General features: G+C 62.2%; 21 protein-coding genes and 1 pseudogene. 17 read left to right on the top strand and 5 right to left on the bottom strand.

The features are described from left to right. The first annotated feature begins 56 nt into the window (after positions 1-56). Positions 57-1,049: a ParA family protein gene (locus ACSJJT_RS07235; RefSeq protein WP_435917636.1), complete on the top strand. Its 993-nt coding sequence runs from the start codon at positions 57-59 to the stop codon at positions 1,047-1,049. Next, positions 1,046-1,975 (top strand): ParB/RepB/Spo0J family partition protein, encoded by a 930-nt coding sequence (locus ACSJJT_RS07230; protein WP_435917635.1) that lies wholly within the window; start codon positions 1,046-1,048, stop codon positions 1,973-1,975. Before ACSJJT_RS07235 ends, ACSJJT_RS07230 begins: the two co-directional genes overlap by 4 nt. 315 nt (positions 1,976-2,290) lie before the next feature. Here ACSJJT_RS07230 and ACSJJT_RS07225 read toward each other — a convergent pair whose 3' ends face one another. The 3 genes from ACSJJT_RS07225 to ACSJJT_RS07215 all read right to left on the bottom strand — a co-directional run bounded on the left by ACSJJT_RS07225 (position 2,291) and on the right by ACSJJT_RS07215 (position 5,005). Beyond that, on the bottom strand, positions 2,291-2,476 hold the full coding sequence (locus tag ACSJJT_RS07225; protein WP_435917634.1) for a hypothetical protein: 186 nt from the start codon (positions 2,474-2,476) through the stop codon (positions 2,291-2,293). Beyond that, positions 2,469-3,416: a D-alanine--D-alanine ligase family protein gene (locus ACSJJT_RS07220; RefSeq protein ID WP_435917633.1), complete on the bottom strand. Its 948-nt coding sequence runs from the start codon at positions 3,414-3,416 to the stop codon at positions 2,469-2,471. The genes ACSJJT_RS07225 and ACSJJT_RS07220 overlap by 8 nt, the downstream gene beginning before the upstream one ends. 242 nt (positions 3,417-3,658) lie before the next feature. Then, complete coding sequence (locus ACSJJT_RS07215; RefSeq protein ID WP_435917711.1) at positions 3,659-5,005, bottom strand: aminotransferase-like domain-containing protein; 1,347 nt, start codon at positions 5,003-5,005, stop codon at positions 3,659-3,661. 199 nt (positions 5,006-5,204) lie between these two features. Here ACSJJT_RS07215 and ACSJJT_RS07210 point away from each other — a divergent pair, with 199 nt between their 5' ends. Beyond that, a complete protein-coding gene (locus tag ACSJJT_RS07210; protein ID WP_435917631.1) occupies positions 5,205-5,885 on the top strand; it encodes a hypothetical protein in 681 nt (226 codons plus the stop codon). Here the strand turns inward: ACSJJT_RS07210 and ACSJJT_RS07205 are convergent. Further along, positions 5,813-6,421 (bottom strand): annotated as a pseudogene (locus ACSJJT_RS07205) ((2Fe-2S)-binding protein); the annotation flags it as partial. The gene ACSJJT_RS07210 and the pseudogene ACSJJT_RS07205 sit on opposite strands and share 73 nt — an antisense overlap. Before the next feature lie 249 nt (positions 6,422-6,670). After that, positions 6,671-10,051 (bottom strand): PPi-type phosphoenolpyruvate carboxykinase family protein, encoded by a 3,381-nt coding sequence (locus ACSJJT_RS07200; protein WP_435917630.1) that lies wholly within the window; start codon positions 10,049-10,051, stop codon positions 6,671-6,673. 327 nt (positions 10,052-10,378) lie between these two features. Here ACSJJT_RS07200 and ACSJJT_RS07195 point away from each other — a divergent pair, with 327 nt between their 5' ends. The 14 genes from ACSJJT_RS07195 to ACSJJT_RS07130 all read left to right on the top strand — a co-directional run bounded on the left by ACSJJT_RS07195 (position 10,379) and on the right by ACSJJT_RS07130 (position 26,896). Beyond that, positions 10,379-11,194 carry a DeoR/GlpR family DNA-binding transcription regulator gene (locus tag ACSJJT_RS07195; RefSeq protein ID WP_435917629.1) on the top strand — a complete coding sequence of 272 codons (816 nt, stop codon included), beginning with the start codon at positions 10,379-10,381 and terminating at the stop codon, positions 11,192-11,194. Positions 11,195-11,427: 233 nt separating this feature from the next. After that, the gene (locus ACSJJT_RS07190; protein ID WP_435917628.1) at positions 11,428-12,954 is read left to right on the top strand and encodes an FGGY family carbohydrate kinase; all 1,527 of its coding nucleotides are present in this window, start codon (positions 11,428-11,430) and stop codon (positions 12,952-12,954) included. Then, complete coding sequence (locus tag ACSJJT_RS07185; protein ID WP_435917627.1) at positions 12,944-13,990, top strand: NAD(P)-dependent oxidoreductase; 1,047 nt, start codon at positions 12,944-12,946, stop codon at positions 13,988-13,990. The genes ACSJJT_RS07190 and ACSJJT_RS07185 overlap by 11 nt, the downstream gene beginning before the upstream one ends. 14 nt (positions 13,991-14,004) lie before the next feature. After that, the gene (locus ACSJJT_RS07180; RefSeq protein WP_435917626.1) at positions 14,005-14,655 is read left to right on the top strand and encodes a class II aldolase/adducin family protein; all 651 of its coding nucleotides are present in this window, start codon (positions 14,005-14,007) and stop codon (positions 14,653-14,655) included. 63 nt (positions 14,656-14,718) lie between these two features. Then, positions 14,719-15,297, top strand: coding sequence for a glycerol-3-phosphate responsive antiterminator (locus ACSJJT_RS07175; RefSeq protein ID WP_435917625.1), 579 nt, complete (start codon positions 14,719-14,721; stop codon positions 15,295-15,297). A gap of 74 nt (positions 15,298-15,371) precedes the next feature. After that, complete coding sequence (locus ACSJJT_RS07170; RefSeq protein WP_435917624.1) at positions 15,372-16,040, top strand: L-ribulose-5-phosphate 4-epimerase; 669 nt, start codon at positions 15,372-15,374, stop codon at positions 16,038-16,040. Positions 16,041-16,282: 242 nt separating this feature from the next. Then, complete coding sequence (locus tag ACSJJT_RS07165; protein ID WP_435917623.1) at positions 16,283-16,771, top strand: RpiB/LacA/LacB family sugar-phosphate isomerase; 489 nt, start codon at positions 16,283-16,285, stop codon at positions 16,769-16,771. A gap of 154 nt (positions 16,772-16,925) precedes the next feature. Next, the gene (locus tag ACSJJT_RS07160; RefSeq protein ID WP_435917622.1) at positions 16,926-18,005 is read left to right on the top strand and encodes a DUF7973 family transport facilitator; all 1,080 of its coding nucleotides are present in this window, start codon (positions 16,926-16,928) and stop codon (positions 18,003-18,005) included. Positions 18,006-18,028: 23 nt separating this feature from the next. Beyond that, positions 18,029-18,883, top strand: coding sequence for an HAD-IIA family hydrolase (locus tag ACSJJT_RS07155; RefSeq protein ID WP_435917621.1), 855 nt, complete (start codon positions 18,029-18,031; stop codon positions 18,881-18,883). Between the two features lie 65 nt (positions 18,884-18,948). Next, on the top strand, positions 18,949-20,511 hold the full coding sequence (locus tag ACSJJT_RS07150; RefSeq protein WP_435917620.1) for an FGGY-family carbohydrate kinase: 1,563 nt from the start codon (positions 18,949-18,951) through the stop codon (positions 20,509-20,511). A 26-nt stretch (positions 20,512-20,537) separates the two neighbouring features. Next, the gene (locus tag ACSJJT_RS07145) at positions 20,538-21,902 is read left to right on the top strand and encodes a sn-glycerol-1-phosphate dehydrogenase (RefSeq protein WP_435917619.1); all 1,365 of its coding nucleotides are present in this window, start codon (positions 20,538-20,540) and stop codon (positions 21,900-21,902) included. 94 nt (positions 21,903-21,996) lie between these two features. Then, positions 21,997-23,685, top strand: a complete 1,689-nt coding sequence (locus ACSJJT_RS07140) for a ribulokinase (RefSeq protein WP_435917618.1) — start codon at positions 21,997-21,999, stop codon at positions 23,683-23,685. Between the two features lie 162 nt (positions 23,686-23,847). Further along, positions 23,848-25,905: a transketolase gene (gene tkt, locus ACSJJT_RS07135; RefSeq protein WP_435917617.1), complete on the top strand. Its 2,058-nt coding sequence runs from the start codon at positions 23,848-23,850 to the stop codon at positions 25,903-25,905. A 19-nt stretch (positions 25,906-25,924) separates the two neighbouring features. Next, entirely contained in the window at positions 25,925-26,896 is a 972-nt protein-coding gene (locus ACSJJT_RS07130) for a sugar-binding transcriptional regulator (protein WP_435917710.1), read from the top strand. Positions 26,897-26,918 lie beyond the last annotated feature (22 nt).

The following is a 26,918-nucleotide window of genomic DNA, read 5'->3' as shown; positions in this document are numbered from 1 at the left end:
AGTGACCAGACGACGGTGTCTCACGTGAAACATCACTCTCGCTCGCAACTGAAAGGATGCGCATGATCGACGAGGTCCCCATCTATGACGGAGCACCTAAGCGGGCGGCCTTTGATGGGCCCGAGGTGCCTGAGGCACCGGATCCAGCGGCCGATCGCGTCGACGATTCGAGGGCGTCTGCTGTACCATTGACACTCCCCCGTCCCACCAGAGCCACGACGATCGCTGTGGCCAATCAGAAGGGCGGAGTGGGTAAGACAACCACAGCGATCAACATTGCCGTCGCCCTGGCCATGAGCGGGCTAAAAGTGCTCATCATCGATACCGACCCTCAGGGTAACGCATCGACGGCCCTTGGAGTTGAGCATGAGGCAGGGACACCTGGAACGTACGAGGTCCTCATTGATGAGGAGGACATTGCCCTCGTCACCATGGAGAGCCCGGAGGCGCCCGGACTCGAAGTCGTACCTGCGACGATTGATCTTTCCGGAGCAGAGCTTCAACTTGTCGATGTGAAGGGACGAGAGCGTCGCCTTCGGAAGGCGCTGCGCAAGTACCTCAAGACTCACGACGTCGACTATGTCATTCTTGACTGCCCGCCGTCTCTTGGCTTGCTGACCCTTAATGCGCTTGTCGCCGCTGATGAAGTCTTTGTGCCCATCCAGTGTGAGTATTACGCCCTTGAAGGTGTCACTCAGCTCATGAGAACTATTGACGCCGTCCGTCGTGCGATGAACAAGGATCTCCGCCTGGGTTCGATTCTCATGACGATGTTTGACGGCAGGACCAGGCTGTCCACACAGGTGGATGAGGAAGTACGCACCCATTTCGCACGTGAGACGATGAAGACACGGATTCCGAGGTCTGTTCGGGTTTCAGAAGCACCTAGCTACGGTCGGAGTGTCCTCACATACGAGCCAAACTCTGCCGGCGCCGTCGCGTACCGAGAGGCGACCGCGGAGTTCGCCAAACGGCACGCACCTGCCCCATATTCCAGCGAGCATGGCGGTGACTCGCCAGTTGATACCTCCGATGCGAAGGAGAAGTGACGATGCCAGCAAAGCACAGCGGTTTGGGCCGTGGTTTCGGCGAGTTCTTCCAGAGGACTGATCTCGATGACGATGATGAGGAGATCCTTGACACGGACGGCGACTCCGCGGATGCATCTGCGGAAGATGGCATCCAAGGTTCACGATTCAGGCTCATTGAGGTCGACAAAGTCCGGCCGAATAGCAAACAGCCACGCAAGGTCTTCGACGATGATGAGCTGACGGAGCTGGCTGAGTCGATCAAGACGGTGGGCGTCTTGCAGCCTGTGATCGTCACGCCAGTTGACGATGGGTACGAACTCGTCATGGGCGAGCGACGGTGGCGTGCAGCCCGGAAAGCTGGTCTAGCGACGATTCCTGCGATCGTGCGAACGACGGCGAGCGAGGACATGCTGCGAGATGCCCTTCTCGAGAATCTCCATCGTGTCCAACTTAATCCATTGGAAGAGGCCGCCGCGTACGAGCAGATGCTCAGCGATTTTGGTTGCACCCAGGATGAATTGTCGGAACGTATTCGGCGGTCTCGGTCGCAGATTGCCAATACGATACGACTGTTGAAGCTCAGCGCAGGTGTTCAAAAGCATCTCCTCGAGGGTGACATCACTGCCGGACACGCTCGTCCACTGTTGTCGTTGGACGATTCGGAGCTCCAGAACAGGATTGCCGATCGTATTGTGGATGAGGGTCTGTCAGTGCGAGCGACGGAGGAACTCGTTCGGCAGACCCTGGATGACACGACGGAGGTCAAGCCCCATCAGCGCAAGAAGCCGCATAGGGACGCCGAGGCCGTGAAGTGGGGGGATGAGCTGTCCCAACGTTTCCAGACCGCGGTGAAGGTGAAGCGGCGCAACGGTCGGGGCACGGTCACCATGGCCTTCAATAGCAATGAAGAGTTAGAACGACTTATCGATAAATTGTCACAGTGACACGGTATCTGCGACAGCCGTGCCGGCGGTGGCTTCAGGTGCTGGAGAAGCGTGTATGGATGGTGACATACGCAGGCTCGGTCGTCAATGTCATCGGGTAGTCGGGCGTGGGTGATCAATCGTCGACACCGCTGTGACCGGTCAGTGCGAACGTCAGTGGCATCCCTGCCAGTGCCACGCACGTTTTTTGGCGCGCCTGTAAAGGGCCAGCCAAGAGTCTCGCCGGTCACGTCGTCGCCGTGTTGCACGTGAAACAGAGTACTGAGGCCGGCCAACCAACACTTCCAGTCGAAGTCAGGAGTACAACGGTCGAGATCACGGAGTCGTGATGACCGTCGTCAGCACCTTCTGCCAAGGTGACCGTGCGCTGGGTGGAATGGGCACTCTCTTACCCTTGCATACCTGATCAACCCCGGCCAAGAGAATGCCGACCAGCATGATGGGTGCCTGCCCGATGCGAGTGGTAAGGACGGTCCGTGAAATCTGGTCGATCTCAGCCATGGCTATGAGCGACATCGTCAACGAGCTCCGAACACACCTCGCCAAGATCCAAACCAGCAGCTTCCATGGCCACAGGGACAAGGGATGTTGCCGTCATGCCTGGAACAGCTCCGGCTTCCAGGAAGACTGGACGACCCGACTCGTCCACGATGGCGTCCACTCGTGAAATACCTGAGAAGTCGAGTTCACGTTGAACGATCCTGGCCATCTCGGTCGCAGCTTCTGCCGCGTCATCGCTGATGTCGGCGGGAGCGGTCAGACGAGCCTCGCCACCGGTATACATCGTCGAGTAGTCATAAAACCCGCCGACCGGGCGGATTTCCACAGCAGGCAGCACCTGCGTCCCTTGAGAGGTCGTGATCATGCCGATTGCCAGCTCCGTGCCAGTGATGAATTCCTCGACGACTGCCATGTCATCGTAGGAATATGCGTTGGCAATGGCTTGGGGGAGATCTACGGCATCGTCAACCTTCGTGACTCCCAAGCTCGAGCCGCCGCAAGCTGGTTTCACGACGACTGGGAGTCCGAACCGTTCCGCGATGGACTGGATGACGCTCCGAGCTCCGAGCTCTCGGAAGATGCCGTGGGGAAGAGCAACCTGCTGCGGTGTGGTGACACCCGCGGCAGCAACAGTTCGTGACGTGATGGACTTGTCGAAGGAAATGCGGCAGGTCGCCGGTCCCGACCCCACATAGGGAACACCCATGAGCGTGAGCACATCAAGAAGGGCACCATTCTCTCCCAGGCCGCCATGCAAAAGGGGGAAGACAACAGCTCCATCGTTGGCACGCAGGGTCTCAATGAGGGAGGAGTCGACGTCGGCCTCGACGACCTCATGCCCGACTCGGCGCAACGCCTGTGCAACGGTGCGACCTGACTTCAAGGAAATGTCGCGCTGGTGGCTGAGTCCCCCTGCAAGGACGACGACTGTCTGCAACATGGAACCATTCAACCAGCGTCGAGACGAGGACAGGGATACCGACCCCCCATGTCAGCCAGACAGGGCACACAGCCCTAAACAGACGCGGCTCACATACATCGATTCACAGATAAATCGACAAATCGTTGTTTTCTGGTCGACGACCACGTCACTCTCGCGGCCCATGAATCATTGCCCAGTCAGCCAGACGTGGCGTCGCGCCCACGGGCAAGGTTCTCACAGACTTCGCGCCCGTAGGGGGATTAGGTGAGGTTCGGTCCTGGGCCAAGATCGCGAGTATAACGTTGGCCGTCAGCCAATTCGAAGGTCTCGGCGATCTCGAGCTCCTCGCGCATCACACCGGCAAGTCTCTCGACGCCGACCTTGATCCGCTCAGGCGTCGGGTAACAGAACGACAGTCGAATATTTCGCTGTCCTCGTCCGTCGGAGTAAAAAGCCGTTCCGGGAGTGTAGGTGATGAGCTTGGTGACGGCCCGGGGGAGCATTGCCGCTGAGTCAAGCGCTCCCGGCATCGTCAACCAGACGAAGAACCCACCAGATGGACGAGTCCACGTCGTCCCTTCAGGCATGTGCTCGGCCAGACAGGTCAGCATGGTGTCGCGACGGACGCGATACATGTCGATGAAGCTGCGGATCTGCCCGCGCCAGTCCCAATGTGTCAGGTAGCTGGAGATGGCGAACTGAGAGAAGACCGGCGGGCACAAGGTTGCCGACTCCTGGGCGAGGACCAGCTTGTCGCGCACGAAGGACGGGGCGAGCACCCAGCCGACGCGGAACCCCGGCGCAAAGGTCTTGGAGAATGATCCCAGGTAGACGACGTTCTCGGGATCCATCGATTTCAGGGTCGGCAAGGGATCCCCGTCAAGATTGAGCAGACCGTACGGATTGTCCTCGACCACGAGCAGGTTGAGCTCGTCCGCCACGGCCAGGACCCCACGTCGCCTGTCGGCAGACTGGGAGATTCCCGACGGATTCGAGTGGTTGGGAATCGTGTAGAGGAACTTGACCGACTTGCCCTTGCGACGGGCGTCCGTAACCTTCTCGCGCAGCGACTCCGGCACCAGGCCGTCGTCGTCCATGTCAACGTGGATGACCTCAGCTTGGTAGGAGGCGAAGGTGTTGAGAGCCCCGACGTAGGACGGCGATTCCGCCATGATGACGTCGCCCGGATCGCAGAAGACTCGAGTCACGAGGTCGAGTCCCTGCTGGGACCCGCAGGTGACGGTGACATCGTCGGGGTCAGCGACGAGACCTTCGACGGCCATGACCTCACAGATGTGCTCGCGGATTTCCGGCTCGCCCTGGCCTGATCCGTACTGCATGACGATAGCGCCGCGGGTGTCGACGAGTTCCTTCAACGATTCGCCGACGACGTCGAGGGGTAGGTCGGCGATGTTCGGCATGCCACCGGCCAGAGAGACAACCTCGGGCCGATTCGCCACCGCGAAGAGGGCTCGAACCGGAGAGGTCTTGAGACCGAGGGTGCGGACGGAGTAGCGATCATGGAACTTGTCGAAGGTGGTGTCGACGCGACGGGTTGCGGTGGCCCCAGCGGCCTTGGGAGCGGCAGTGGCGGCATTGATGCGCACGTCATCGGTCGAAGGGGCGGGCTGCCTGATGATGTGGTCTGTGCTGCTCACCCCCTCACTGTGCCCCACCAATGCTTCGGAAATCTAGAATGACACTCATACGGATGTGGTCTATGTCACCCACCGCGACGTGACAAAAGGCCCTGTCGGTAGTGTTCATCGCCACCGGCCATGCATGGGGCTCATTGGAGGAGGCATCGTGCGAGTCAGACACCTGACGACCCTGGAAAGGGAGGATGTCGCATCCCTTGGTAGGTCCGGAAATCTTCGTCCCTGGGGGATCGACGCCGATTCGCCCTTTCCTGACTGGGCTGACGCCGCGTGCCGAGCCTGGGGATTCCTCGGGGTCGCAAGTCGGCACGGGGACGAGTTCGACGGGATCATTCTGGTGGCCCCCGAATCCTGTCTTCCCCTCGAACACCCGATTTCGAAAATTCCCCGTACACCGGGGGGAGCGGTTCTGGTGGGCTTCCTGCCCCATCGAAATGACGTTTCTTGGGGACGAGTGCGTACCTCTTTCCTGGCAGCACGCCTGTACGGGTCAGTTCCGGTCATCGAAGCCGGTGGTGTCGTCGGACCGTGTGGTGATCGACGGCTCGCGCCGGTGACCTGGTTGGAGTCGTGGGGATTTCAGGAGACCGACCCCATGTGCGCGGGGCCCGTTCGACGGATGAGGCTGGATCTGCGCAGGTCAGTCAAGGCTGAGGAGAGCTGGGCGGAACGCTGGTTCGGGTGGCTGCGCGGTAACGGGCTCGCCCCGGCGGACGTCGGACGGTTGCGATGGCCGACGGGTTCAGCGCGCCAGGATCATGAACCGACGGCGACCGTTGAGACCAGGACGCAGTCCTTGCAGCAGGCGATTCGCGAGCCGCTCACCTGATAGTAGAGGCAGCAACTGCGTCGCTGAAACCTTGGACCGGCAGTGACATCAGGGCGAGGGTCGACCATGACCAACAATTCGGTTGCAGCATTGATGGCCGCCTGCCGTAGATCGGGACGGCAGCGGGAAATCATGACGACCGACGTGCTCACCGCTGAGGCCAGGTTGTCGAGAGCGACAGCTTTGCTCAGCCCGGCGTCGATGAAGGCATCGGTGATTCGTCTCACCGCCGAGTCGGTGATGTTGGCTGGTCCAGGTTTCCAGGACACCGAGATCGGAACGGGGGCTGCAAGCACATCCTGGAACCAGAGATCCTCCAATCGGGGGAAATCGACGTCATGGCCGAGCGTGCGAGCCGCGACCACGGATACGACGAGCCTGGCGACAATCCCCAATTGGGTGGCGGACAAGGCGACTCGACGGGCAACCGGGCCTGAGGCTGCCGCGACGTCGTGACCGTGACCGGCCTTTCCCTCGTGACGCTGGGCCAGCAGGGCCTCATGGGTGTGGTTGATGCGACGTCCCATGACCTCCGGGGTGACGAGGAGAGTGCCGGGAAAGGGCTGGTTCTTCGCAGTGAGGGGCCATTTGGTAGTCACGGGCCTGTTTTTGGGCAGCAGTGGGTCTCAGGTGCGAAAACCCCCGCCCCGGACAGGGCTGATGCACTCGTCTGCGTCGGGCCCTGCTGAGGCGGGGATTTTTGTCACCAAGAGGGCAGAGGGTGGTTGTGAATGACCCCGGGGAGAGAAATCGGCTCCCGGTGACATCACCTGGAGCCGTCAATCTCAGCGGAAGTTGACCTGTCGGCCGAGAGTTCCCACCAACTGCTGGCGATATTCCACGCTGACGGCCCGGTCGTGGAACCTGCGGACGTGGTTCAGGCGAGCCTGGACGTCGATCTCCTCGCAGGCAGCGGCGTTGCGCGGGTCAGCCATGAACTCCTCGAGTTGTGCAATGCCCTTCTCGGAGCGCCGGACGTCCTCGGCCTGCTTGGCGTCGAGGCGCTCGGCATACCAGTCAGAGGCCAGCACGGACTCGTGGGTGAACATTTCTCGCAACTCGGGATCGTCCAGGGTCCAGCCCTCCGAACAGGTCCCGTTGGCCATGACCTCGAGCAGGGCCCGAATCGGTGGCACGGCCAGTGAGATCGTCCCGTCGTCGAAGTAGGCCTTGGCCACCCGGGCGTGAGTCATCGAGATCGTCCGCACCGAATCAGCGAAGATCTCGGCATCCTGCAGCTCCGGACGCAGCATCTCCGGGGTGAAGACCGTGTCGGGGTGCAGGAAAATGCGGCCGAAGTAGGCGCGCATGAACTTCTCGGTCATGCGGTAGCCCAGACGGGAAGCAAGAATGACCTCCCCGTCCTTCTCGAAGTCCTCCATCTTCTCCAGGTACCCGCCCTCGATGAGGGTCTTGGCATCCCTCTCCTCCGGCGACATCCGGGAGAAGATTTCCGGAACGAGCAGGGAGATGTCGTGGGCCACCTCGACGTTGGGTCCGATGAACCCGGCCGAGGACAGCCAGCCGTCGTAACCCGACAGCACGAAGGACAGGAAGGAGGAGTTGAGGTCGAAGACCGCCGGCAGGGCATTGAACGGAGCTTTCGTCAGCGCCCCCTCCGAACCGGCACCCGTCGTCGAGGGGCTCTTGCCGGTCATGGAGGAGATGAACTCCATGAACAGCTCCGGCAGCTCCATGTAGTGCAGCGGGTTGTAGGCGCACAGAGCCGGAATCTTGTCCTCCGGCGGGTTGTTGCGGCGTCCAGCGGCCACGACGTCGACCGGGAGCGGCAGCGGCTCGTTGACCCGACGGTCGTAGTACAAGTGGCTGGCCAGGTTCGCGATGGCCGTCTCGCGCGGCTTCGCGATGTCGGGACGAACCTGCAGGTAACGCGGGTTACGCGACCGCACCCCGTCGATGAGACGCGGGTCCGCACTGGAGACGACGTACTTCGGCGCCTCGGAAGGATCGGAGTCGGCGAAATTCGACAGGAAGGTGCGCATCGGCTTGGTGAACTTCGAGAACGCGACCACATCGTCGCGCATCGCCGTGACGTCCTCGCGAGTCAGCGGCTGATAATTCGAGATGAACAGGCCACGCTCACTCATGTCGCGCTCGGTCTGGGTGTCATAGCCACGGTGAATGGCGTCGTCAGGACGCTGGAAGAGGAGAGCCTCACAGTTGGCGACGACCTTGCGCGACAGGCCCTCCGGACCGGTGACCATGCCGGGGGAGGTGACGATGGAGGCCGTCATGTCGTCCTCCGTCTGCACCTTGATGGCCGGGGCGTAGTCGTGGCGCAGGGTGAACAGACGCCAGGAACCGTCGGGCTGGAAACCGACGCGAGCCATGCTCACTAGGATCTTCTGCCCGTCGAGTCGCACCATGTTGCCGTGCCGACCATTCGTCGGCGCGACGGTGAAGTGGGAGCGCCAGTCGTCACCCCATTCCGGCTTGTAGTAGCGCTTGATGGTGAAGACGAGCTCCTTGCGGAACGACGGAATGGAGTTGATCCAGTCGTTGTACCAATCGGTGAAGTCCGAGGACGGAGTCAGCAGCTTGATGACCGACCCGACAGAACGCTCCGCCGACAGGATCGGACGGTGATCCTTGCCGTTGAGCTCGGGATCGGCGAATCGGGTCGAGAAGTCGCGATGCAGGATGTCCTCGACGGCATCCATGTCGGCCTCGAAGTCCGGGACGTAGGCGTTGCCCTGCAGGAAGGTGTCCGAGATCGCCTTGGAGATCTCCGACTTGCCTCCACCGGAGACGGTGCAGCACTTGTGCAGGGTCGTCGACTCACCGTAGGTGCCCTTGAGGTACCACTGGTCGTCGGCCTCGTTGTGGATCATCGTCATGCGGTAGCCGTCAGGGGAGAGGTACTCGGTGTCGGCCCGCATCGGGATGGACTGTGCACCGTCATCCCAGGAAACGGTGCCATCCCGCAGGCTGAACTTAGTCCCGCCGGGCACCAGCAGGACGTTGTCGATGCCGAGGACCTTCGCATGGCCCTTGTCGAGCATCTCGAAGTCATCCGGGTTGTCCGCGACGACGTCGGCGACCGTCTGCTGGCAGCTCGGGGTGGCGTACTCCTGGCCCTGGTTGTGGGAACGGTAGGCGCGGGCACCGCCGGAGTGCTCCTCCTCGGCCAGTCCGAAGAGGTTCGCGGAGTAGGAGATCTGGGTCTTGACCTCCTTCTTGCAGTAGCCGAAGTAGTTGTCGGCGACAATGGTGAGGATGACTCCGGACTCGTCACGGGCGCACAGCTTGAACGGCTTGCCCTCGTTGTAGAGCTCGGACTCATCGGACCAGCACATTCCGTCGCGACGCTGCCGGTCGGTGGCCTGGTCGATGTGAGGCAGACCGACGTCGACCTTGCGGACGAGGTTGAGGTGCGGGGCCAGGATGACACTGCCGCTGTGGCCGGTCCATCCAGCGGGGGCGAGGGCGGAGTCGTTGCCCGGCAGCAGCGGATCGCCGGCATTGCCGAAGATCCCCTCGACGAAATCGAGGTTGGAGACCAGACCACCGGGGGCGAAGAAGCGGATCTCCATCCGACGCTCGGAGACGAAGTCGGGAATCTCGGGAACCACGAGCGGGCGGAGCAGCAGGGACACCCAGGTGTGAGCCTGACGCTCCACGGGCTGGGTGGAGGTGTAGGGGAGCAGGGTGTGTTCCGGTGGGGCCTGGAAGGCGAGGTCGAGGAGGCGAGCGACGACCTCGATCGGAACGGCCTTCTTGTCGTCGGGGATTGCCAGCCCGCCCTCTGCGACGTGGAAGACGCCGGCCGTGGTGCGGCGGTCATTGCGCGGGTTGTGCAGCACGCCGTTGGCAACCCGGTAACTCGCGACCAGGTCGGAGGTGAACTCGTCACCATCGACGGGGAGGGAAAGGGCTCGGGCCAGACCGGGCTCATCGAGAGTCAGGGTGGTTTCGGGCAGGTGGGGATGGACGGGAGAGTCCTCACCGAGGTAACGGTCGATGAATGCTTGGATGCGTCGGTCAGCCGGGCAGAGGAGCTCGGGGACCTCTCGCCTGAGCTCCCGTTGACGAGCAAGTACTGGGGCGACGACGTCGATGTCGGAGGCGCGCGCGGCTGTCGGCAGTGGCAGGCCGTTGAGCGCCAATCTGAGGTTCACGGAGTCGGTGTGAGCTTGGGTGGCCATGGATCCATTGTCCCCTGAGTTCGTGAGCTTTCCATGAAGAATGGTCAGAAGGGCAATGGGCCTGAGCGGGGGTGGGCGTAAGGGCAGTCGTCCTTCACTCCCACCCCAGCGGCTGCCCAGGCTCACCATCGACGAGGCCATCGAGCTTGGCACGCCGTCACCACGCTGAACTCAGCAACCTTCGTGATGTGTGGGGTGGCGGCGGACAATGGTGCCGGGTTCTGGCATCACTCGTGGTCAACCGCCGATCTCTGCTCTTGTCAACAGCGTGCGACCATCTTGTCGATAGAATTCTTGCGAATTGGACGTGTTGGGAGGCGATGAGTGATGGCCGGCAGTGGGACCACGGCTCCCAAGGGTCAGGACGGGCCGCGGGCGCGTCAGCTTGCGATTGCAGAGGCGGTCGTTCGAGCGGGGTCGGTCACCGTCGAGGATCTCGTTGAGGCCACCGGCGTGTCTGCCATGACGGTTTATCGCGACCTTGCGATCCTCGAAGCCAGTGGAGTGCTGCAGCGCCACCGTGGCCGGGTCGTTGCGGTGGCCAACGGTTTGCACGAGGCGGACGCCACATTTCGACTGGAGCAGAGTTCGACGGACAAGCAGGCGGTGGCCGACCTTGCTGGTGATCTCATTGGCCCAGGATGCTCGATCATGCTTGACGACTCGACGTCGGGAGTGTGGCTGCTGCGCTCCCTCGGAGACCATTCGCCACTGACGGTTGTCACCAATTCCCTCTTGGTGGCCGACGAGGTCATTGCCAATGGTTCGGACAAGCTCGTCGTCTCAGGTGGCGAGTACCAGTCGTGGGCAAAGTCGTTGATGGGCCCCGCGGCGGTTCGGATGATCCGTTCCATGCACGCGGATCTGTGCGTCCTGTCCGCCTCAGGGATTTTCGACGCCGGCTGTTATCACCCGTACCAGGAGGTCGTTGAGGTCAAGCGGGCCATGCTCGAGTCCGCCGAGAAACGGGTCCTGCTGCTCGACCACACCAAGTTCGGGCGACGCGCGCTGTTCAAATTTGCCGATCTGACAGAGTTTGATCACGTCGTCGTCGACGCCCACACCCCGCACGGGATTCTTGACCAGCTGCGCGATCTCGGGGTTCACCTCATGGTGGCAGAAAGTCCTACGAAGAAGTCGTGACTACTGGCGGGGCATTGTTCTCCAATCCCCTTGATCTGGAACGTATGGGGTGACACGATGGGGTGACACCCGCTGATGGCGGGCAACCCTCTCGCCTTGGTTTTGGGTTTGCGAAGGGTGATCGGTGGAGTGCGTCCGCGTGGACGCCGAGCCGAGAAACCACGTGGTCACAGATGTCGATCGGATGTATTCCGGCGACAAGGACCAGCAAACACACTCACGAGGAAGTGGCCATGGCTGAAATCGTCATTGGTGTCGATGGGGGAACGACCGCAGTCAAGGCGGTCGCATTCAGTCTTTCGGGCGACGTCGTCTCGACCCGTCATGAATCGGTCCCAGTCAGGTACGGCGATCATGGCGAGGCTGAGCAGGACATGAATCAGATCTGGGAGGCTGTCGCAACCTGTATCCACGGTGTCGCGGATGCCTTGGGCCCAGAGGACGACGTCGTGGCGGTCGGTCTGACCGGTCAGGGCGACGGAGCGTGGCTGATAGACGAGGATGGGACTCCTGTCCGGCCTGCGGCAACGTGGCTGGACGGTCGGGCCAGCGAACGAGTCGAGCAGTGGAATGACGATGGCCGAGCGTCCCGGGTCTTTGACGTGACAGGGACGAAGATCTTCGGCGGGCTCTTCCCCGTCCTCATGGAGGAGCTGTTGGAGACTGATGGATCTCGTGTCCGCCGTGCAGCGACTCATCTCAACTGCAAGGACTGGATACGATTCAAACTCACGGGGAATCGTCTCACGGATTACACCGAGGCCTCCCGATCATATTTGGATGCGACGACTGCTCAGGGATTCTCGCGCGGATTGGCGGAGGACTTGGGGCAATCGGAATTACTTGACCTTCTTCCGGACATTCGACGTTGCGAGGACATCGGGGGTTATCTCACGGAAGAGGCATCCCATGAGGTAGGGCTTCCGGTCGGTACTCCGGTCGGAGTGGGCATGCTCGACATCGCTGTCACTGGCGTTGGTCTGGGCGCGGCTCATGACGGGGATGGCTGGCTGATTCTGGGAACCACTGGATTCGTCGGGACCCTGCTGCCGTCCATCGAGGACCGTAGGTCCAAGGAGTCCATGCTGGTGGCGACCGGTCGTGGCACCCAGGTGCTGGAATTCATGGCGCCCATGACGGGCACGCCAAACCTTGACTGGATCCGACGGACCCTGGGGTTGGCCGATGAGAGCTGGCAGAGCATCGAGGCCCGCGCTCGCCGGTCCACCCCTGGGGCGAATGGCGTCGTGTACCTGCCCTATGCCTCCCCTGGGGGCGAGCGCGCGCCCTTCGTCGACACCAACGCCAGCGCATCGTGGATGGGGATGTCGCTCACCACGACCCCCGAGGACGTGTTGCGCAGCGTCTATGAGGGCGTTGCATTGTCCCTGGCCGACTGCGTCTCACACTTGGCGATGAGTGGCGATCTCGTCGTGTCCGGCGGTGGGTTCAGGTCCGACCTGGTCTGCGAGATTCTCGCTGACATTACGGGCAAGTGTGTGGTGCGACAGAGCGCGCCGGAGGCCGGAGCTCGCGGAGCAGCTGTTCTTGCCCTGGTCGCGGCCGGCCGTTACGAGACGATCGGGGACGCCTCTGCAGCCATGGCATGTTCCTTCGAGACCTTCGACCCGCATCCGGAGCGCGGTGAGATTTACCAGGCCGTCGCGGATGTGTATTCCGAATCCCGTAATGCCATCAGGCCGGTGTGGCCCCAGATGAGAGCCCTTCGACAGATCAAGGAGGCTGACAATGAGCGTTGAGTGTCCGGTGAAGGTCCTTGTGGCAGGAGATCAGTTCGAGACCGTCGAGGTGCTTGAAGACGCCTTGCGCAAGGCTGTTCCCGATGCCGAGATCACTGAGCTGTCATCGCAGTGGCCCATCACGCCAATGGGTGACGTCGACGAAGTGCACGAGGCAGCCGGTGACGTGGGTGAACTCATTCAGGCGCTTCAAGGGATCGACGTGTGCGTCAGCCACACCTATCCATTCACTGACGAGGTGTTCGACGCCTGCCCTGAACTCAAACAGGTGACCATCACCCGGGGTGGTCCGGTCAACGTCAACATCGAGTCGGCCACCCGTCATGGGGTCCTGGTGACCTACGCACCGGGTCGCAATGCGACGGCAACCGCGGAACACACCGTGGCCATGATCATGGCCGCGGTGAGGCAGATCCCTGCTCACCACGTCACCCTGACCTCAGGCACCTGGGAGGGCGACGCATACCGGTACGACCGTGTGGGCATGGAGATCAGCGGAAATGACGTAGGAGTCGTCGGCTATGGTGCGGTCGGTTCGCGGGTTGCCAGGGTCATGGCAGCCATGGGAGCCACGGTGCGGGTGTTCGATCCCTGGGTCGATCCCGACGCGATGCCAGATGGCATCACGGTCTGCGAGGATTTCGACGAGATGCTCAAGGTGAGTCGCATCCTCACGCTTCATGCCCGCGCCAACGAGAGCAACCATCACATGATTGCGGCTGGGCAGCTTGCGGAAATGCCTGAGGGTTCCGTGCTCGTCAATTGTGCTCGCGGTTCGCTCGTCGACTACGACGCAGTGTGTGATGCCATCGACAGTGGCCATCTTCACGCTGCCGCCTTTGACTGTCTACCCCACGAACCGTTGCCGCCGGATTCCAGGCTGCTGCACACCCCGCGTGTGGTCCTCACCCCGCACATCGCCGGAGCATCCAAGCAGGCCGCAGAACTTGCGGCGCGTATTGCAGCTGACGACGTCGCCGCTCTGGTGCAGGGACACACTCCCACATATCTTGCCAACCCCGACGTCATTGAGTGAGTTAGGAGAACATCATGCTCTTGGAACAACAACGACAGGCTGTCGTGGACACATGCCGAACGATGCAAGCCCAGGGTCTGGTCGTGGGAACTGCAGGAAATGTGTCGATTCGCGTCGACGACATGGTGGTCGTGTCACCGTCTGCGGTGCCTTACGAGAACCTGACTGCGGCTGACATCGGTGTCCATGACATGGAGGGCAAGGCCATCGAGGCGAAGTACAAGCCCTCTTCTGAGCTTCCGTTGCACCTGAGTGTTTACCGAGCCAGCGACGCAGGGGCGATCACGCACAACCATGCCCCGGCATCAACAGCTCTGGGCCTCGTCGTCGACGAGATTCCGTGGTCCCACTACTACTCCGGAATGTTTGGCGGTACCGTCCGAGTTGCACCGTACGCCGAGTTCGGAACCGATGAGCTGGCACGTAACGTCACGAAGGCGCTCGAGGGACGGTGCGCAGCTCTGATGGCCAACCACGGTGCGATCACGACGGGGCCGACGGTTGACAAGGCTCTCTGCCTGCTTCCCTACCTCGAGTACATTTGTGAGGTACACCTCCGCGCGATGTCCACTGGTCGTCCCATCAAGGTACTTGATGACGAGCACATCGCCGATGCCACGCAGGGGATTGCCGGTTACAAGCCGAAAGCTGTCGATGAAGGCTGAGAATCCCGAATGACGTTGCTCTGCCTCAGCCCCTGAAACGTCCGGAACAGAAGGAGAACGCAGATGCCGAAGCTCGGACGCGGCATGGTTATACCATCTGCCACGAGCCAGACGTTGCAGGCTGCCCTTGCGGCTCCCTCGCCGAATGTCCTGCTGACTGATGTGGCTCTTGACGAGCTCCCAGAACTGGCGAAACACGTGCTGGGAGCCGGTAAGCACGCGATTGTTCACGCTGATATGACATCAGGCTTGCACCCAAACGCAGCGGGGCTGGCGTTCCTGAAGGACCATTGCGGAGTTGAGACGATCATCAGTACCAATGCCAGGGTCATCGAGGCAGCTCGCCGCCAGCACCTACAGACAGTATTCAGAGTGTTCCTGCTTGACTCAATTGCGCTGCGGAGCGCGGTACGCACGCTGGGAAACATTCACGTCGATGCCGTGGAGATCCTGCCGGGGCCAATGGCAAGGTCCGTCATTGAACACATCCGGGCCACCGGTCCTGATCGCACATTGCTTGCGGGTGGTTTTGTCCGGGCGTCGCAGCTTGTCGAGGATCTGTTTCGCGTCGGGTTCGACGGGGTGACGACGTCCTACCCTCCACTGTGGTCGAGAACGTCACTGAGGGAAGATGCCTGCTGAGCACAGCGTGTCGGATCACCTGTCGTCATCGGCCGACACAGGGCGCACAACCTGTCCAGAGAAGGAGAACAGTCATGTTGGAGCATCTCAAGGCCGAGGTCTGCGATGGTAACCTCGAGCTCCCACGCCACGGCCTTGTGACATGGACATCGGGGAATTTGTCAGCCCGTGATCCTGAGACCGGGTTGGTGGTCATCAAGCCATCTGGCATGTCGTATGAAGGGATGACGCCCGACGACATGGTCGTCGTCGATCTTGATGGCAAGGTCGTCGAAGGGGTGCACGGACCCTCGTCCGACACGGCGTCGCACCTGTACGTGTACCGCCGGCGTGCTGACATTCGCAGCATCATTCACACTCACTCGACCTTCGCGACGGCGTGGGCCGCGACCGGCCAGGACATCCCGTGTTGCTTGACAGCCATTGCCGATGAGTTCGGTGGGCCGGTGCCGTGCGGTGACTATGCCCAGATCGGTAGTGAGCAGATTGGTGAGCAGATCATGAGGTTCGTTGATCAGTGCCCTGCAGTCCTGCTGAAGAAGCACGGTGTCTTCACGGTGGGCACGTCGATGGAGAAGGCCGTCAAGGCTGCCGTCATGGTGGAGGATGTCGCCCGGACGGTGACCTACGCGAAGCTCATCGGGGAGATCTCGTCGTTGCCACAGTCCGAGATCGATGCGAACCATGACCGATACACCAATCGGTACGGAACCGCGGAGGCATCGTCAGGTGTGACGCTCTGACCCGATGCGTTCTCGCAATGCCCCTGCCATCCCTCGAGCCAGACCTGGTAGCAGGGGCATGTGACGTCTTGACATCGCGCGGCTGGGGCCTGCGCCCGAGCGCGGTACCCAACTGTGGCGAAATCCACACGCTGAACCCTTCCTTTTCACATGAATGGTGTTAATATCAACACCATGAGTTGTTGCTTCTCGCATTTGCGAGTGAGACTCCCCAACGCACGGCAACGAAGCATGGAGGGATCATGGGACTGAGAATCGTCGTCGCTGCGGATCCGGCGGCAGTGCAGTACAAGGACGCCATCAAGGCCGACCTTGAGGCCGACTCGCGAGTCGACGAGGTCATCGACGTCGGCGTCCAGGAGGGTGATGACACCCTGTACCCGCACATCGGCGTCAAGGGAGCCCACGTCATCAAGGACGGCAAGGCCGATCGAGGCATCTTCCTCTGCGGCACCGGAATGGGCATGGCCATCACCGCCAACAAGGTGCCGGGCATCCGGGCCTGCACCGCCCACGATTCCTTCTCCGTGGAGCGCCTCATCATGTCCAACGACGCTCACGTCCTGTGCCTGGGACAGCGCGTCATCGGACTCGAGCTGGCTCGTCGTCTGGTACACGAGTTCATCGGGTACACCTTCGACCCGAGCTCTCACTCCAAGACCAACGTCGACCTCATCACCGCCTACGAGTCAGGCGCCAGCGACGGGCAGACCGCCCCGGGCGGCTGCTGACACAGTGTGGCGCGGGCGCCCGAGCCACACTCACATCTGAGCCATCCCACCCCTGGGGACAACCTCCAGGACACCCAGAAACAACGTGTGCGGCACCGTCGTCGCCCACGGACATCCGATCGCGGGTTCACCTCGCCCTCATGAAGGAACACCGATGTTCACCACCTCTGTCGGAGTCTTCATCTTCGGACTCCTTGCCGCCATCGCCGGCGGCGCTGTCGGGGCTGCCATTGGCGGCAACTACGCCTTCGTCCTCACCGGCTTCTGCGTGCTGGCCTCCTGGGGAGTCTTCGCCGCAACCGGAAACACCTTTGGCCTGGACTACCTGGCCTTCGGCCCCTTCATGGGCCCGCACATCGCCTTTGCAGGCGGCGTCGCGGGAGCCATTTACGCCCGCTACCACGGCCGTCTCGATGACGGCAAGGACGTCAACACCCCGCTGGCCGGCATCGGTCGCCCCGACATCCTCCTGGTTGGTGCCCTCTTCGGCGTGTTTGGATACCTGTGCCAGATTGGCATCTCCAACATTCCGTGGTTCGGCAAACACACTGACTCAGTTGCCCTGACGGTGCTGATCTCCGGTCTGCTCGCCCGCCTCGTCTTCGGCGGTGTCCCCGGAGAGGGTCTGTTCCGCGGCTCCCTGCACAACCCGGAGCTCTTCCACGAAGACGCCACCACCTTCCCCGCAAAGATCAAGCCAGGCCCCAATGGACGCTGGCTGGAATGGCAGGAGAAGCCCAGCCAGTTGCTGACCATCGGCTCTCTCTTCGGCATCTTCGCCGGTGGCGCGTCGCTCTTCCTGGCCGCCAACGTCGGTGCACGCCTCACCACGATGGGCTTCGACAACAACCTGGCTGCTTTCAACGCCAACAGCTTCTGCTTCGGTATCTCGGCCGTCATCATCCTGTTCCTCATCACCAACCGGAACATGCCGGTCCAGCACCACGTGACGAACATCGCCGGTCTGGCCGCAGTGCAGTTCTTCCCGCTGCTGATGGGCGAGAACATCGGTACTTACACCTGGACGGCCACCTCGACGTGGGATTCCCACACCTGGGCAATGGCAGCGGTCGCCCTGCTCATCGCCGCGATCTTCGGCATCTTTGTTGCTGGCCTCGGCGAGTTCTGCGCACGGCTGTGGTACGACCGCGGCACCAGCCACATCGACCCGCCTGCTGCTGCCATCTGGCTGAGCAACACCGTGGTCGTCACGTTGGCTGCCCTGTTCGCCTGATCTGATCCAAGGAAATAGCAACCATGAATGACGTCATCGACGCACCAACCGAATTCGCCAAGGCCTATGTCTTCGACATGGACGGCACCATCTACCTCGGTGACCACCTGTTGCCCGGTGCCCGCCGCATGATCGAGGAACTGCGTCGCCGTGAGATCCCGGTGAGGTTCCTCTCGAACAACCCGACGAAGGATCCGAGTCAGTACGTTGAGAAGCTCGAGAAGCTGGGGCTGCCGACCGCCATCGAGGACATCTCCAATACCGTCGTGACGACGACCCGCTGGCTGGTCAACAACCACCCTGGCGCCAAGGTCTTCGCGATTGCGGAGGAGCCCCTCAAGCGGAGCCTGCAGAAGGCCGGTATCGAACTGTGTGAGGACCCCGAGAAGATCGACATCGTCATCGCCTCGTATGACCGCACCTTCGATTATCGCAAGCTGCAGATTGCCTTCGACGCCATCTGGTTCCACAAGCGCGCCTTCCTCGTCCAGACCAACCCGGACCGGTTCTGCCCCTTCCCGGGCGGCCGCGGCGAGCCCGATTGCGCTGCCGTCACAGCGGCCATCGAGGCGTGCACCGGACAACAGTGCAAAGTCAGCCTGGGCAAGCCGTCCCCGGTCATGCTCACCGAGGCGCTGGCCGGGCTGGACGTCGATCCGTCGGAGTGCGTCATGGTCGGCGACCGACTGCAGACCGATATCCAGATGGCCCTCGACACCGGCATGAGGTCAGCCTGCGTGCTGACCGGTGAGGCCACCGCGGATGACGTCGCAGCCCTGGACGCCGAGCACCGTCCGACCTGGACCCTGGATCGCATTGACCGGCTCATTCCTGCCGCGGTATGGCAGGAACTCGGCTGGACCGAAGACAACGATTGACACGACGGTGGGGCTGCAAGCATCGCGGCCGCAGCCCCCTCAAGACACTCTCGTAGGAGACAACGATGTTGAACAACGGCCCCTACCTCTTGGGCATTGACTACGGCACCGAATCGTGCCGGGTGGCAATTTTCGACCTTGAAGGACGTCCGCTGACCTTCGCGGCGACACCGTACAAGACCACCCACCCCCGTCCGGGCTGGGCTGAGCAGGATCCTGAGGAATGGTGGAAGGCCCTCCAGGCTTCCTGCCACCGTGCCATCGCGGCTGCCGGAGTCTCCCCGGCCGCCATCGCCGGTATTTCCTACGACGCCACGACCCTGACGATGGTTGCCATGGACGAGCGCGGCAACGAGCTGCGTCCGGCCATCATGTGGATGGACGTCCGCGCCACCGAGCAGGCCGCTCGTGCAGAGGGATCTGACTCGGTCGCCCGCCTCTACAACGGCGCCGGAACCTCCCCGGCCACCGCCGAGTGGTACCCCTTCAAGGCCGCTTGGCTGCGCGAGCACGAGCCGGAGACGTACCGTAAGGCCGCTCACCTCGTTGACGCACCGGACTGGGTGACCTACAAGCTCACCGGCGAGTGGACGACCAACATCAACTCTGCCGCCATCCGGATGTACTACAACCGTGACAAGGGCGGCTGGCCGGAGGACTTCTACGACACCATCGGCTGTGGTGACGTTTTTGACAAGATCCCGGAGCGAGTCCTTGATCTCGGCACCCCGGTCGGCACCCTCGGCACGATTCCTGCCCAGCTGCTCGGGCTGCGTCCGGGAATCCCGGTTGCCCAGGGTCCGGCCGACGCATGGGCCGGTCAGATTGGCCTGGGCGTGCTGTCCCCGGGTTCGATGGCCCTCATCACCGGTTCCTCGCACGTGTTGACCGGCCAGTCCGACACCGAGATCCACGGCCAGGGATTCTTCGGTGCGTACACCGACGGCGTCATGCCCGGCCAGTACACCGTCGAGGGCAGCCAGGTCTCGACCGGTTCGGTGCTCAAGTGGTTCAAGGACAGCTTTGCCGCCGACTACACCGCTGCCGCGGAGAAGATCGGTCTCAATCCCTACGACGTCCTCAATGAGCAGTCCCGGAACATTCGTCCCGGATCCGACGGCCTCATCATCAACGAGTACTTCCAGGGCAACCGCACCCCCTACACCGACTCGAAGGCCCGCGGCATCATCTGGGGACTGTCCCTCATGCACACCCCGGCGCACTTCTACCACGCCATTCAGGAGTCGGTCTGCTACGGCACGGCCCACAACCTGCGGGCCATGAAGGCTGCCGGTTTCGAGGTTGACCGCATGGTCGCCTGCGGCGGTGCCACCAAGAGCCGCGACTGGATGCAGATGCACGCCGACGTCGCAGGTGTCCCGATCGCTCTGACCGAGGTTGGCGACGCCGTCGTGCTCGGTACCTGCATGGTCGCCGCCGTCGGTGCCGGTCTGTTCAAGGATCTGCCCGAGGCCGCCAGGCAGATGGTTCACGAGATCGACCTCATCGAGCCCAACCAGGAACGTCACGAGGAGTACCAGTACTACGTGGACAAGTACTGCGACACCTACCCGCAACTGCGTCCCATGATTCATGACATGGTCGACCACGAGACCGACAAGAACTGACGATCACACCGATCAGAGGAGAAGCAATGTCCGAATTGATTGACAAGGCATTGGCCGATTGCGATGACACCGACGTCGTGATCATGGGTCATGACGTGCTTGGTGAGACCGGGCGCGTGTTCAAGGAACTGTTCGGTGACGCCAAGGCAATCCTCATCTCCGACGAGAGCACCTGGGCCGTTGCCGGTGAGCAGACCAAGGCGTCCTTCGAGGCTCACGGGGTCGAGATCGTCGAGTCGATGATCCTCCCGGGACGTCCCACCGTCTACGCCTGCTACGAGAACGTCGAGAAGATCCGCGACCACATCCGTGATCTTGACGGGATGATTGCCTGTTCCATCGGTTCGGGCACCCTCAATGACCTCACCAAGCGAGCCAGTGACGAGCTGGGGCGGCGCTACATGAACGTCTGCACGGCTGCATCGATGGATGGATATGCCGCCTTCGGCGCTTCCATCACCGAGAACGGCTTCAAGCACACCATGAGCTGCCGCGCCCCCCAGGCCCTCATTGCCGATCTGCCGACGATGGCTGGTGCACCCCAGCGCTGCACCGCCACCGGACTCGGTGATCTCATCGAGAAGGTCCCGGCCGGAGCCGACTGGATCCTCGCTGACGAGCTGGGTGTTGAGCCGATTGACCGCGAGGTGTGGGACCTGGTCCAGGGTCCGCTGACGAGCGCGATCAGTGACCCGGAGGGCCTTGCGAACGGAAAGCCGGAGGCATTCAACGGCCTCATCGAGGGTCTTGTGATGTCCGGTTTGGCGATGCAGAAGTACCGCATCTCGTCTCGTCCCGCATCGGGTGCCGGCCACCAGTTCTCCCATCTGTGGGAGATGGAGCATCTCGGTATGGATCACGAGCCCCCGTTGACCCACGGGTTCAAGGTGGGCCTGGGAACCATCTCGGTGCTTGCCCTGTGGGAGAAGGTGCTGGAGCATGACTTCACGACTCTTGACGTCGACGCCGCCGTCGCCACATGGCCCACGGCGGAGGACATGGAGGCCAAGGTTCGCGCGAATTTCTCCGGTGACATGCTGGAGCCGGCGGTCAAGCAGACGATGGACAAGTACCTCGACGCCGATGCCCTGCGTGAGCGTCTGGAGGTCGTGAAGTCGAAGTGGTCGACCATCCAGGAGCGCTGCCGCGCTCAGGTGATGCCTGCGGCCCGTGTGGAGGAGATCATTGAGGCCGTTGGTGGCATCTACCATCCGGCCCAGATCGGCCTGACCCGGGAGCGTTTCCACGACACCTACTACCGGTGCCAGATGATCAGGTCGCGTTACACCCTCCTTGACCTGCTGGTCGAGACGGGGACCATCAGCGACTTCGTCGAGCCGCTGTTCGCGCCTGACGGATTCTGGGGCCAGCGCCCTTGGCCGCAGGACTGACGAGGTCCGTCAGGACTGACACATAGACCGTCGTGGGGGTGCAGGTCGGCTTACTCGCCCCGGCCCACCCCACGACTGCATCGAGGAGAGGATCATGACCGACAAGTTCGTGGTGGGACTGGACTTTGGCACGCTGTCGGGCCGGGCAGTCGTCGTCAGGGTGAGCGACGGCACCGAAATGGGCACTGCCGTCCACGAATACCCACATGGCGTTATGGATCGGGTACTCAGTGCGGCGGACGGACAACAATTGCCGCCTGATTTTGCGCTTCAGGACCCTGCTGACTACATGGAGACACTCGAGGTCATAGTTCGCAAGAGCATCGAGGATGCCAGGATCGATCCCGCGCACGTGGTTGGGATTGGTCTGGATGTCACCTCGGCGACGGTCGTGGCCGCGAAGGCGGATGGCACACCGATGTGCCAGCTGTCTGAATTCCGTAATGAGCCTCACGCATGGGTGAAGCTGTGGAAGCATCATGGCGCGCAGGACCAGGCGGATCGCATCGTGAAGCTCGCACAAGTGCGCCGGGAGCCGTGGCTCGCCCGCTACGGAGGGATACTCTCCTCCGAGATGCTCATGCCCAAGGTTCTTGAGACCTTGGAGTGGGCGCCGGACGTTTACCACGCCACCGATGTCTTCTGCAATGCATTGGACTGGTTGACGTGGAGACTGACCGGAGTCCTCGCCTTCTCGGCGGGGGATTCGGGATACAAGCGTATGTATCAAGACGGCCAGTACCCGTCCCAGGAATACCTGGCCAACCTGAACCCTGAATTCGCTGATGTCTTCGTCGAGAAGATGAATGCACCCGTGCTGCCGTTGGGGGCGCGGGTCGGTGGATTGACACCTGAATTTGCGGAGCGTCTTGGCATGTCGGCAGGAATCGCCGTCGCGACCGGGAATATCGATGCCCACGTCACAGCAGCAGCTGTTCAGGCAGTTGAGGATGGCCAGATGACGGCCATCATGGGAACTTCTGCCTGTTACGTCGTCCCGGGGCCGCAGTTGAAGGAAGTCCCAGGGATGTTCGGCGTCGTCGACGGAGGCATAGTCGACGGCTCATGGGGTTTCGAAGCTGGTCAGACGGCTGTCGGGGACATCTTCGCCTGGTTCGTCAACAACTGTGTCCCAGGATCCTACTATGACGAGGCCAGGCGTCGCGGTATGGGCATCCACGACTTGTTGACCGAGAAGTGCGCGGGCCAGGAGGTTGGAGCCCACGGACTCATTGCACTGGACTGGCACAACGGCAACCGATCAGTCCTGGCAGATGCCAATCTGTCTGGAATGATCCTTGGTCAAACCCTCGCGACAACCCCGGAGGATCAGTACCGGGCCCTGCTGGAATCAACAGCGTTTGGTGCCCGCACCATCATTGAGTCGTTCCGCAATTCGGGTGTTGACATCAATGAGCTCGTCGTCGCTGGTGGACTGACCAAGAACGCTTTCCTCATGCAGCTGTTCTGTGACATTTGTAGGGTGCCTCTGAGCGTCGGGACCGCGCAGCAACCGGGTTCGCACGGATCTGCAGTCTTTGCGGCAGTCGCAGCCGGTCTCTATCCAGATGTCAAAACGGCCTCTGCTGCCATGGGAGCGAAAGAGGATGGTGTCTACCAGATCAATGAGGACAGAGCTGCTCAATACGACGCCTTGTACGCCGAATACGCCCACCTTCACGACTACTTCGGTCGTGGCGGAAATCAGGTCATGCACCGGCTCAAGGAGATCCGACGCAAAGCCCATGTGCGGGACCGGGAAGTCACGATGGGTGACGAGTGACGGCATCGCTGCACAGTTGTGACATCAGTATCCGCACAAGTGCATGACAATGAGGTTGTGAATAGGATTCTCATGAGGACCTGAACCCCCACCCCTCATCGCCGTGACGAGCGACAACACATCACACAGATCAGGCCAACAAGCCGATACGAGAGGAACATCGTGGCTACCGAACTGACGTGGACCGACACCGACAAGCTGGCTGTCGACACCGCACGAGTGCTTGCGGCCGACGCCGTCGAGAAGACCGGTAACGGACACCCCGGCACCGCCATCTCCCTGGCCCCGCTGAGCTACCTGCTCTACCACAAGATCATGGCCATCGACCCGTCCGACCCGAACTGGCTCGGTCGCGATCGCTTCATCATGTCCGCAGGACACTCCTCGCTGACCCAGTACACCCAGCTCTACCTGGCCGGTCTGGGCCTCGAGCTGTCCGATCTGGAGTCTCTGCGTACCTGGGGATCCCTGACTCCCGGCCACCCGGAGTATGGCGTGACGAAATTCGTCGAGACCACCACCGGCCCGCTCGGTGCCGGCGTTGCCAACGCCGTCGGCATGGCGATGGCAGCTCGTCGTGAGCGTGGCCTTCTCGACCCGGACGCCGCTGCCGGAACCAGCCCCTTCGACCACTACGTGTACGCCATTGCCGGTGACGGCTGCATGCAGGAGGGCGTCGCGTCCGAGGCGTCGTCCTTGGCCGGAACCCAGGAACTGGGCAACCTCATCCTGTTCTACGACGACAACCGGATCACCATCGAGGGCGACACCACCATCGCCTTCTCCGAGGACGTCGAGGCTCGGTACGAGGCTTACGGCTGGCATGTTCAGCACGTCGACTTCACCAACGGTGGCACCACCTACGAGGAGAATGTCGAGGCCCTCATGGCGGCCATCGACAACGCCAAGGCCGTCACTGACAAGCCGTCCTTCATCCGTCTGACCACCGTCATCGGTTGGCCGATCCCGGTGCTTGCCGGTCTGGCCCAGGTGCATGGCGCGAAGATCGGCACCGAGGGCATCAGCGCCCTCAAGGAGAAGCTCGGTTTCGAGGACAAGCCCTTCGCCGTCGACGTCGAGATGGTCCAGAAGGTGCGTTCCGCCTTCGCCGAGCGCGGCAAGGGCCTGCGCGAGGCCTGGGACAAGAAGTTCGCCGCCTGGCACGACGCGAACCCTGAGGGAGCCGCCCTTCTCGAACGGATGCGTGCCCACAAGCTGCCCGAGGATCTCGAGATCCCGACCTTCGAGCCCGGCAAGATGAGCACCCGTAAGGCATCCGGAGCGGTCCTGAGCGCCCTCGGCCCTCAGATCCCCGAGCTGTGGGGTGGATCGGCAGATCTTGCCGGTTCCAACAACACCACCATCAAGGGGGCCGACTCCTTCCTGCCCGAGGACCGCTGCTCCGAGGAGAATCCGGGTGGCCCTTACGGTCGCACCATCCACTTCGGAGTGCGCGAACACGCCATGGGCGGCATCCTCAACGGCATCACCCTGTCGGGTCTGACCCGCTGTTACGGCGGAACCTTCTTCGTGTTCTCCGACTACATGCGTCCCTCGGCCCGTCTTGCGGCTCTCATGAAGGTCCCGTCGATCTTCGTGTGGACCCACGACTCCATCGGTGTCGGCGAGGATGGCCCCACCCATCAGCCGATCGAGCACCTGGCCTCATACCGTGCCATCCCCGGCCTTGACATCGTCCGTCCGGCCGATGCCAACGAGACTGCGGTGGCGTGGCGCACTATCCTGGAGCACATCGACCGCCCTGCCGGACTGGTGCTGTCGCGCCAGGACCTGCCGACGATCGACCGCAGCGAGTATGGCTGTGCCGAGGGTGTTGCCAAGGGCGCCTACGTGGTGTCCGAGGCCAGCGCCGATCCCAGGCTCATCCTCATCGGGACCGGATCCGAGCTGTCAGTGGCCCTCGAAGCGCAGAAGAAGCTGGAGGCTGACGGGGTCCCGACCCGCGTCGTCTCGATGCCGTGCCAGGAGTGGTTCGACGAGCAGGACGAGGAGTACCGCGAGTCGGTCCTGCCCAGCTCGGTGACGGCTCGTGTCAGCGTCGAGGCCGGTATCGCCATGGGATGGTCGAAGTATGTCGGCTGCAAGGGTGCGTCGGTCTCGCTGGAGCACTTCGGTGCTTCTGCTGCCGGAACCCTGCTGTTCGAGAAGTTCGGCTTCACCGCCGACCACGTCGCAGAGGTCGCCAAGTCCGTGCTGTGACGCGGACTGAGGCATGACGATGTCGAACCGACGCCGGGCGGGTCAGGACGAGGAGATGCTCCACGTCGCGGAGATGTACTACTTCGAGCAGATGACCCATGCCGCGATCGCCCAACGGCTCTCCATGAGCCGTTGGACGGTTGGCAGGATCCTGGAGGAAGCTCGCCGCACCGGGATGGTCAAGATCACCATCGACCACCCACTGGCCCGGCATCACCGACTCGAAACCGAGTTGGTGGAAACCTACGGGTTGCACTCAGCCGTCGTCGTGCCCGTCCAGGCCAGTGATGAACTGACCCTGGACCTCGTCACTCGGATGGCAGCTCAGCGGCTGTCCGAGTGGCGACCCCAGCCGCGGGTGGTCGCGGTGAGTTGGGGTCGGACGACGGCTCATCTCGCTCAGCACCTGGGGTCCGGTTGGGATCCCGATGTCGTCGTCGCCCAGACCAACGGCGGTGTTGCGGTCACGAGGAACGACCTGGTGGGACGCTCCGTCGTGCGGATGGCCGAGCTCGGTCCGGGCAGATCTCTCGCCTTGCAGGCCCCGACGATCGTCGAATCGACAGATCTGGGAGAGATGCTCCGCAAGGACGCGTCGGTCTCACGCCCGCTGGAGGCTGCCCACAAGGCTGATCTCGTCGTCTATTCGCCCGGAGCTGTCAGTACCGATTCGATCCTGGTGACGGCCGGCCACGTCACGAAGGACGGTATTGAGGAGCTGCGTCGCAAGGGGGCCAGCGCAGACATCATGAGCCACTACGTCGACGTCCACGGCGAGGTCGTTGATGAGGAACTGGATTCGCGCACGATTTCAGTGGATGTGGACTGCGTCAGGGTGACTGACGACGACCACGACAACTCGCGTCCGCGACGAGTCCTGGCTGTCGCATCGGGAGCCGAAAAGGTTGAGGCCGTGGGGACGGTTTTGCGGGGAGGACTGTGTACGGACCTCGTTGTCGATGCCGAGGCCGCGGAGCAGGCTCTGCAGTGATCCTTGGTGTGGTCGGAAGGCC

The sequence above is a fragment of the Cutibacterium nasicola genome (assembly GCF_051303185.1).
In the GTDB taxonomy this organism is placed as follows: domain Bacteria; phylum Actinomycetota; class Actinomycetes; order Propionibacteriales; family Propionibacteriaceae; genus Cutibacterium.
This window is presented reverse-complemented; position numbering and strand designations above follow the sequence as displayed.

Bases quoted from the DNA above. Each gene is read 5' to 3' on its own strand.
- ACSJJT_RS07235 (WP_435917636.1), top strand. From the start codon at position 57: ATGCGCATGATCGACGAGGTCCCCATCTATGACGGAGCACCTAAGCGG.
- ACSJJT_RS07130 (WP_435917710.1), top strand. From the start codon at position 25,925: ATGTCGAACCGACGCCGGGCGGGTCAGGACGAGGAGATGCTCCACGTC.
- ACSJJT_RS07190 (WP_435917628.1), top strand. From the start codon at position 11,428: ATGGCTGAAATCGTCATTGGTGTCGATGGGGGAACGACCGCAGTCAAG.
- ACSJJT_RS07175 (WP_435917625.1), top strand. From the start codon at position 14,719: ATGCCGAAGCTCGGACGCGGCATGGTTATACCATCTGCCACGAGCCAG.
- ACSJJT_RS07170 (WP_435917624.1), top strand. From the start codon at position 15,372: ATGTTGGAGCATCTCAAGGCCGAGGTCTGCGATGGTAACCTCGAGCTC.
- ACSJJT_RS07145 (WP_435917619.1), top strand. From the start codon at position 20,538: ATGTCCGAATTGATTGACAAGGCATTGGCCGATTGCGATGACACCGAC.
- ACSJJT_RS07195 (WP_435917629.1), top strand. From the start codon at position 10,379: ATGGCCGGCAGTGGGACCACGGCTCCCAAGGGTCAGGACGGGCCGCGG.
- ACSJJT_RS07225 (WP_435917634.1), bottom strand. From the start codon at position 2,476: ATGGCTGAGATCGACCAGATTTCACGGACCGTCCTTACCACTCGCATC.
- ACSJJT_RS07140 (WP_435917618.1), top strand. From the start codon at position 21,997: ATGACCGACAAGTTCGTGGTGGGACTGGACTTTGGCACGCTGTCGGGC.
- ACSJJT_RS07185 (WP_435917627.1), top strand. From the start codon at position 12,944: ATGAGCGTTGAGTGTCCGGTGAAGGTCCTTGTGGCAGGAGATCAGTTC.
- ACSJJT_RS07180 (WP_435917626.1), top strand. From the start codon at position 14,005: ATGCTCTTGGAACAACAACGACAGGCTGTCGTGGACACATGCCGAACG.
- ACSJJT_RS07155 (WP_435917621.1), top strand. From the start codon at position 18,029: ATGAATGACGTCATCGACGCACCAACCGAATTCGCCAAGGCCTATGTC.
- ACSJJT_RS07165 (WP_435917623.1), top strand. From the start codon at position 16,283: ATGGGACTGAGAATCGTCGTCGCTGCGGATCCGGCGGCAGTGCAGTAC.
- ACSJJT_RS07160 (WP_435917622.1), top strand. From the start codon at position 16,926: ATGTTCACCACCTCTGTCGGAGTCTTCATCTTCGGACTCCTTGCCGCC.
- ACSJJT_RS07200 (WP_435917630.1), bottom strand. From the start codon at position 10,051: ATGGCCACCCAAGCTCACACCGACTCCGTGAACCTCAGATTGGCGCTC.
- ACSJJT_RS07220 (WP_435917633.1), bottom strand. From the start codon at position 3,416: ATGTTGCAGACAGTCGTCGTCCTTGCAGGGGGACTCAGCCACCAGCGC.
- ACSJJT_RS07150 (WP_435917620.1), top strand. From the start codon at position 18,949: ATGTTGAACAACGGCCCCTACCTCTTGGGCATTGACTACGGCACCGAA.